General features: G+C 38.3%; 4 protein-coding genes and 2 pseudogenes. 2 read left to right on the forward strand and 4 right to left on the reverse strand.

Annotated features, from left to right (window positions below):
• Positions 1 to 835: 835 nt before the first annotated feature.
• A complete protein-coding gene (locus B4U84_RS28355; RefSeq protein WP_242677744.1) occupies positions 836 to 1,981 on the forward strand; it encodes a tyrosine-type recombinase/integrase in 1,146 nt (381 codons plus the stop codon).
• A 34-nt stretch (positions 1,982 to 2,015) separates the two neighbouring features.
• Here the strand turns inward: B4U84_RS28355 and B4U84_RS28360 are convergent, their stop codons facing one another.
• The 4 genes and pseudogenes from B4U84_RS28360 to B4U84_RS31805 all read right to left on the reverse strand — a co-directional run bounded on the left by B4U84_RS28360 (position 2,016) and on the right by B4U84_RS31805 (position 5,843).
• On the reverse strand, positions 2,016 to 2,285 hold the full coding sequence (locus B4U84_RS28360; RefSeq protein ID WP_207391031.1) for a hypothetical protein: 270 nt from the start codon (positions 2,283 to 2,285) through the stop codon (positions 2,016 to 2,018).
• 355 nt (positions 2,286 to 2,640) lie between these two features.
• Positions 2,641 to 3,639 (reverse strand): annotated as a pseudogene (locus tag B4U84_RS28365) (IS630 family transposase).
• 78 nt (positions 3,640 to 3,717) lie between these two features.
• Positions 3,718 to 4,995 (reverse strand): helix-turn-helix transcriptional regulator, encoded by a 1,278-nt coding sequence (locus B4U84_RS31800; RefSeq protein ID WP_242677745.1) that lies wholly within the window; start codon positions 4,993 to 4,995, stop codon positions 3,718 to 3,720.
• 8 nt (positions 4,996 to 5,003) lie between these two features.
• Complete coding sequence (locus B4U84_RS31805; RefSeq protein ID WP_242677746.1) at positions 5,004 to 5,843, reverse strand: AAA family ATPase; 840 nt, start codon at positions 5,841 to 5,843, stop codon at positions 5,004 to 5,006.
• A gap of 505 nt (positions 5,844 to 6,348) precedes the next feature.
• Here B4U84_RS31805 and B4U84_RS28375 point away from each other — a divergent pair.
• Positions 6,349 to 7,601: pseudogene (locus B4U84_RS28375) on the forward strand (ISAzo13 family transposase).
• The last annotated feature ends 617 nt before the right edge of the window (positions 7,602 to 8,218 follow it).

Here is an 8,218-nt window from a genome sequence, read left to right on the forward strand (position 1 = left end):
GTGTTTGATAATTTGGATCATATTTCCAATGATTGGGTTGGGCTAAAACGAATAGTTCAAGTTGAACGTCTTGGTACTCGTGCTGGTAAGCCTTATGAGGAAACCGTATATTACATAAGTTCAATGACCCTTGAAGCTTCAGATTTTGCCCAAGGCATTCGTGGTCATTGAGGTGTAGAAAATCGATGACATTGGGTCAAAGATGTTGTGTTTGATGAAGACAAGGCACAAATGGTTGATGGTTATGCATCTGCAAATTTCTCCATTCTTCGCAGTTTTGTAATTAACTTGTTTCGTCACAATGGTTTTGATTCCCTAACCAGAGCAATACGACATTGTGCCCATAATATCCTATTACTATTTTCCTTTTTAGAATGAAACAGCCCTGCTTTGCAGCAAGGGGGTTTGATTAGAGAATTAATAGTATTCCAAACTACAAAACCTCCTTGCTGCCACCTCCACGAGAGATATTAAATGTGGGCAAAATATATAAGGTTGCCCAGTTTTGCTCTTATTTGTCCAAGGACGAACAAGTAATTAGGTGAACGACATCACCCACAAGCGTGCCCTATTTCTTTAGGCAAATTCCAAACCTCTTTTTCCCGAGCCAATATCCAAAGTCCAATCCTCGAAATAAAAGCAAGCGCCGTATTAAAAAAATATTTTGGCGCTTTCGCTTCTTGGGCGCGCCTCGACGGTAGGGCATTTTATTTTTTGGAGATCCCTTAATGCGTCATTTCTAAACTCAGATCAGCGCCAATTCGAGTGGTGTTATGACTGTATAAAAATCATCAGTTGTGATTGCTATATGTGTCACCCTATCTGATAAAATCGAGTGCAAGATAAGTTTGATCTCTTTGCACTCATTGAGGTACGCTCACAATTGTTAATGCCTGATGTCACAAGCTATGAGACAGATCATCGCCTGATTGAAATTTGGTTGCACGGTTTATCCAGTGATACACAACGGGGATACAAACGTTGCGTAAGTGAGTTTCTCTGTTGGGTAAAAAAACCACTCCATAGTGTCACTTTAGCTGACCTTCAAAGCTGGCAGGATACCTTTTTTGGTTATGCCCCCCACACACAAAGATTAAAGATGGCTGCCGTTAGGTCACTGTTGAGTTTTGGGCATAAAATTGGTATGTTGCCAACAAATGTGAGCATGGGTTTAAGGCAGCCAAAAATTAAGGATACTCTCAATGAACGCATCCTATCTGAAGAAGAGGTGGCTGCGATGATTTCAGCAGAGAAAAACCCCAGAAATCAGGCGATATTGCTGTTGCTGTATACTGGTGGCTTGCGGGTGAATGAATTATGTGGCTTGTGTTGGAAGGATTTATCTGCAAGAAAACCAGGTGGACAAATAACAATATTCGGCAAAGGTGGAAAAACCAGAATTGTGCTTCTGCCTGAGCCTGTTTGGAAGAAGTTGTGTAAGTTGAAGAAGAATGCTGTTGGGTCAGACCCTGTGTTTGTGTCCAGGGAAAAAGATCCTTTTGGTAGAACCCTTGACCAATCTCAGGTTAATCGCATAGTAGCAGCGGCAGCACGAGGTGCGGGTATTGACAAAAAAGTGTCTCCTCATTGGTTGAGACATGCTCATGCAACCCATTCTCTCAACCGAGGTGCGCCATTGCATTTAGTGCAGAATACCCTTGGTCATAGCTCTGTGGCAACCACCAGCAGATATCTTCATGCTCGCCCTGATGATTCTAGCGCCTTGTACCTGAACTTGCAAACTCAAGCTACTTTTGATACTACAAGTCAAGCAATTGATGTTAAGCAACACAAACAGCCAAAACAACCTCGTACTAAAAAAGTGCAGGCGACCCCATCGAATCTAAAATGCCCAAACTGCAAATCAAAGAAACTTCAAAAAAATGGTTTTCAGGTATTAGCTGATGGGTTAAAGCACCAACGTTTTCGATGTCAAGTTTGTGACTATGTGTTTACCCCGCTTTTATCAATTCCGAATTAATAGTTGGAAATGAAGCGGAGGGTGGTAATATTACTCATTCTTCACTTCTGCCATTACCATTACGGGGTTCATAGCGTAGGTAACGCCAGATTTCACGTATTTCCGCTTTGTCAGAGGCTTGTTGACGTGCCAAATCAGCTACCAGTTGTATGGTTTCAGTTGTTGAAGTTGTGACTAGTTCGGCTAGTTGATCCATACGTTGTTCCAATCTGTTGAGAGATTCGGCATTTCTGGTAGTCTGTTCAGAAAGTCGGTTGAGTAGCTCATCATGGCGATCGCCTCTAGCTGTCTGTTGTGCTAACAACTGAGCTATTTGTGCTGTGAGTATTGTAAATCTTATTCACACAAATATACTACACAGTTCCCAAAGGTCGCGTATGCTTTGAGACTGACTTGAGAGTATTTTTAATCCTTCAGAAGGCACTTATGCTGAGGGCAGAGGGCAGAAGGAACCCACGTTTAAAAACGTGGGATTGAAGCAAGGACGCCGTTTTTCCTCGCGCTATGCGTCTCGAAAAACATCTTTTTTTAAATGGGCTTTAAACCCATAACTAAAGTTTTTTTTCAGAGGGCAGGAGACAGAATGCCTTCAGCATAAGTGCCTCCTGCCCTCTGCCTTTCTTTGTAACTCCATTTGACTTGCGTTCCCTTATAAGTACTTACGCAAAATTAATTGTATATCCTTTGCCAAATTCTCGAATTACTTTTTCGACATAGGCAACTAAATTATGCCAACTAGAGTATGCATCTATTTCTATCCATTCATATTTCATAAATCGCCAGAGAATTTCTATAAGATTCAATTGCGGAGAATAAGATGGTAACCAAAATATTTCTAAATTTTTCTCTCTCCATTCGTTGATTTTCATCTGAATCTTTTTGCTTCGATGAAATGAGGCTTTATCCATAACTACAACCGTTTTACAAAGAATATTTTCAGCAATTTTATCCAAACAAGAGATCACTACCTCACTGGTAATTCTCCCTTCAAATATATAAACATCTAAATCTTGATGACGATTCATTAATCCCAGTACATTTAACCGACAACTTCGGTGGCTTTTGATGGGAATATTCTCTCCCTTTTCTTGCCATCCATAAGGTATATAAGGCGTTAAGCAAAATCCAGTTTCATCTAAATATCTTAAATCAATTTCTCCACGTTGTTCTTTTTGCATTAGGTGAGTAAGTTCTTCTTTTTTTTCTTTATATTCTAATGGGTCTGGCTCTGCTGCTAACCCTCTTTTAAATCTTCTCCACGTCATTATTAAGCTTTTTAATACTCGTTTGACTGTGTCCTTGCTAACTGTAATTACCCATTCCTATTTGATGCGAAATAGCACTTTTTTTAAATCTTTTGGTGCTGATTTTACCCAAACTTTAATTTGTTGTTTTTGTGCCTCGTTAAATATTGGTTTTCTCCCTTGTCCTGTCCGATTATATAATCCTATTAATCTGTTATCCTCCCAATCATTCATCCAGTTATATATTGTATTTCTACTCACTTGAAAAATGCTGATTAACTCAGGAATTGTTTTGCCTTCATAACTCAATAAAATACAATGCGCTCTCTGTCTTACTTGAGGATGCACACTGTGTTTATATATTCTCTTTAGTAATTTGGCTGTATCTACATTCAAATCTCTAACAAATCGCATTTTTATTCTGTTTAATGTTATTCACAATTTTACTTGTTTAATTATTGTAGTAATATACAATTTATTTTGCTTAACTACTTAACTATAATTAGCGACAATTCCTTGAGCTATTTCCTCAACCCTTTGCACTAACTCCTGTGGTGCGACCACTTTAACATTGCCAGCAAACCCAACAATCCATCTCCACAAATCAAAATCATCTAATGTCCACTGAGGAAATATTGCTCGAAAACGATGAGGAAAATTGCGATCGCCAGTTCTAGCGAGGCAAAATAAAGACTTGGGAAGATTACTCGTTGTCTTGTGAATCGGTGGAGACATTTTCATTTGGGCGAAGCGTTTTGTCCCTTCGGTAATAAAGGGATAAATCCGATCGTTAAACCAAAGTTCCACTGTCACACAGACTTGCATTCGCTTTTTGACATCAGAACTGAGAAACAGTTTTTGATCGGTGCTGCTATTCCCCAAATGCATCCCTGCACCAGCTTTAAACAATTTTTGTAATTTTTGTAATGCTTTTTCTTGTTCTTCTCGGCTGCGTTGTTGGGTTTGGGGTTTACCTAAAAACAATCTATCCAGACGTTCAAATCGCAGTAAACCAGAAGTTTCACCACTCACACACTCATAACCTAAATACCAAGCAAAATTGGCGAAAACCATTTGCAATGGATAGGCTAAGAAAAAGTCTTTTTCATCGCCGTCATATCTACCCACACCTGCAAATCGTTTTAACTCCAACACTTTTCCTTCGACGATTGCTGTTTCCAACTGGGTGAGATTCTTACTTAAGGCACTACTATGGAGATGTTTAGGGTCTACGATGGAGCTATTAGCGATCGCTCTGACTGGATAAATATTTTTAGTATTTTCAATGATATGTGTTTGTAACAAACGTTGCTCAAATGTTTCGTAGATGTCTAACGCTTGGGGGTCTTCTAAACTATTAGCTTGGGATTGAATAATATCAAAGACTTTGATTAATTCTGGTTTAGAAAGGATGCCCGTACCAGCAAAATAACCATTACGCATAGGAAAATCAGATAAGATTTTATAGGGTTTTAAAACTTTTTCAATATCTTTACGAATAGTCGCCTTTTCGCTATTGTGGTTGTAAATTATTCCAGCTTGTGCAAGAGATTGAGTCAAAGTTTCCAAGCTACCCCCACCCGTGTTAGCTAAAAAAGGGTAGTGCAGAATAAACCGGATTGTGCCAATTAAACGTTGAAAAACTTCTTGATCTGAGTAAGAGTGTAATCCGCTTAAAGATGTAGTTTTATCATGAGCAAATTCTGGAGTGTTTTGATTGGTAGTAGGGAAAGTAACATGGATAATCCCTTGAGTTTCCAGCCATTCCAAATCAGCAGCTATAGCATCTTCCTTGGCATAAAATAAACTGCACCCCGCAGTTTAGCCATAATCGCAGTAATTTCTGCAACAGAGTTAGTAAAGTTAGGAACAGACCCCAGAATATTTTCTAATAATTTAGGTTGAGTTACATGGAATTCACCAATCCCAGGATAGTTAATGATTAAGAATAGCAAATACATCAAACGCTCAAAATTTAGTAGATGACTGTAAAGATGGGGTGTGATATTTGCATAACGATTTTGAATATTGACAATCTGACGTGGAACATCTGCAATTAATTGAGCAATTTGATTTTGAGAAAATTCGGGTGAGTTGACATTAATTTGATTAACTGCGGCGAATCCTTCCCCAGGAATCGGCGGAAAGTCTTGCAGCAGTTTATACATACTCTCAATAATGTTTGAGGGAACTTGGCGTTGGCGTTGTTGATTCCACTGAATGCAAGTTTCCAAAGGAGTTTTTAAGTACCAGCCTAGCCAGTGGGGTGGGGGTAACTCCCATTGAGCAAGTTGGGTGTTGACTTTGAGTAAAAAATCCATGCGAAAACAACGCTTAAAATTGGTAGCGTCGTAGATAACACTTTTCCCTAAACTCAATGCTGTACAAATACGGTTAAGAACAGTGTCTTCGATAGTGTGCCATTCCCCTTGAGTTGTCGCGTCACCATAGAGTTCTTCGCGGATTGCATCAGTAGAAATAATTTCCCAATTTCCCAATCTGGATAGGAGTTTTGCCAAGGTAGATTTACCGCTTCCTGGTGCGCCAATGAGAAAATGAGCGATCGCTTTAGAGTCGGTTTTAGCTGCCTGTTGAGTCTTGAGTCGGGAAATTGACATATAAGGTATAATATTATAGTTACTCTACTTAAATACGCGCTCAAGTTAAATATTTGAGGTATGTGTTGAATATTAGTAGAGTACAAATGATAATTTTACATTGCTCGTGCGAATGACAAATTAAGATATGATGTGAAACCTAGTTTGGTATCAAAGTTTTTCAGTGTTTGTAATTTTGATAATAAATATGTGGAACAGATTGAGAAACAAGTATCTACGATAATATAGTTGCGTTGGTGCGATACTCCATAGAGTCGCTAGGCGATGCTGGGGTCAAGCTGCTAGACAAACAGGTTTCTGGACAAAAACCTGAGTTTAATTTGTGCTGAAAGTCTTTCTCTGTCTAATTTTGAAGTTATTTCAAGGAGAATTTGTAACATGACTAGGGACTTCCAAGGAATAAAATCACCAAATACAATAATGATAATCATTCTGAGGGGGTGGAAGGAGAAGCAGCCGTAGGCTGCTTCTCCTTCCACCCCTATTCGTAGTAAATTCAATTTGGATGGAAATTTTTGTGTGGAGAGGAGTGTTGCTCGAATTAACTGATTCAGTCAAAAAAGTATTCAAGCAAACAGCTAGCCAACTCAAAGGAGCAGCACGACGGCGGTTTCAAGCACAAGTTGTGTTGGAGTTCGGTTATGGAGGACAATTACTGGCTCAAAAAGAATTGGGGTGGGATAGAAATACTATTCGTAAAGGAATTAAAGAATTAACTAACAGGATTACTTGTGTAGATAATTATTCGGCAAGAGGACGTTGGAAGGCAGAAGAACATTTACCAAATCTTTTAGAAGATATCAAAAAATTAGTCGATTCTCAAAGTCAAACTGACCCAAGTTTTAAAAGTCAAAGGCTGTATACACGCCTGACTGCAAGTCAAGTAAGAAAGCTATTAATTGAAAAGTTAGGTTACAGTAATGAACAGTTACCGACAGAAGAAACAATTCGCGTCAAATTGAATTATTTAGGTTATCGCCTCAAACGAGTGGCAAAAGTTCTTCCCCAAAAAAAATTCCAGAAACAGATGCAATCTTTGAGCAATTAGCAATAGTTAATCAATCGGCTTTAGATGATAAGAGCGTTTTACGTCTAAGCCTTGATGCAAAAACTCGTGTAAATATAGGCTCATTTGACCGAGGAGGTAAAAACAGAGTTTCAACTGAAACTGAAGACCATGATTATCATCCAAAAACAACCGTAACTCCTTACGGTATATTTCTTCCAGAGTTAGATGAACTATTTTTATACTTTACAGAATCCAAGGTGACGAGTGATTTTATTGTTGATACTTTAGCAGATTTTTGGAAATCAGAAAGCTGGCGATTCCCAGAAATAAAAACTTTGGTTATTAATCAAGATAATGGAGGAGAAAATAATTCTCGGCGAACTCAGTTTCTGAAACGTATAGTTGAGTTTTCTCAGTCATATAAACTAAATATACGTTTAGCTTATTATCCTCCATATCATAGTAAATACAATCCAATTGAACGAACCTGGGCAGTTTTGGAAAACTACTGGAATGGCAGCATTTTAGATGAGATAGAGACAGCTTTAAACTTTGCTCAAAATATGAAGTGGAAAGGTAAACATCCAATTGTGAAGTTGGTAACTCAAACTTATGAAAATGGAATTAAGCTGACTAAAAAAGCTATGTCCAAAATCGAAAAACAAATTAAACGTCTGACCAATTCTACAAATGAAGATTTCCCAAATTTAGGTAAATGGTTTATTGATATCTATTGTGAAGCAACATAGTCTTTAATTTTTTTAACAGCTTTTATAAAGCTATAAATTAAATAAACTCGCAACTACCCCAAGGACAAACGAAAGAGAAAGGGGTGTAAATCCTTCACGAATATTTGAGGGGGAGAAAGTGCTTGCCGTCGGCAAGCACTTTCTCCCCCTCCTAATGATTATCATTATTGATTAAGAACTGTCTCTTGAATTTTTTTGATTAATTTATTATTTGGAAGTCCCCTATCTACACACCTCACCAAATCGCCCAAATCCCTATTCTTTCGTTGAGGTGTGTCGATTGCTTGCTGTGTAAGGATTTGAGCTATGTGTTTGATTAATTTTTCGCTTAGATTTACAATCTTTTTTAGAGGTGTGTCGATTTGCAGTCCCAAACCCTTACTGGGTAAGGGCTGCTAGACGAACTCCCCACCGATTGGGTTAATTCGGAATAATTGGAAACTAAAATGTATCGATGCATTCAATAGCCATGATGAGCCCCCACCGATTGGGTTAATTCGGAATAATTGGAAACTTTTTCGCATTTGAGACATAGTGCAATCTCCAAAACTGATATCTTGCACCTAGCTGGATAAACACTGAATATGTAGAATAAAAGTATTAACTATTACATAGTT

Origin of the sequence: Westiellopsis prolifica IICB1 (assembly GCF_004323185.1) — a bacterium.
Taxonomy (GTDB): Bacteria; Cyanobacteriota; Cyanobacteriia; order Cyanobacteriales; family Nostocaceae; genus Pelatocladus; species Pelatocladus prolificus_A.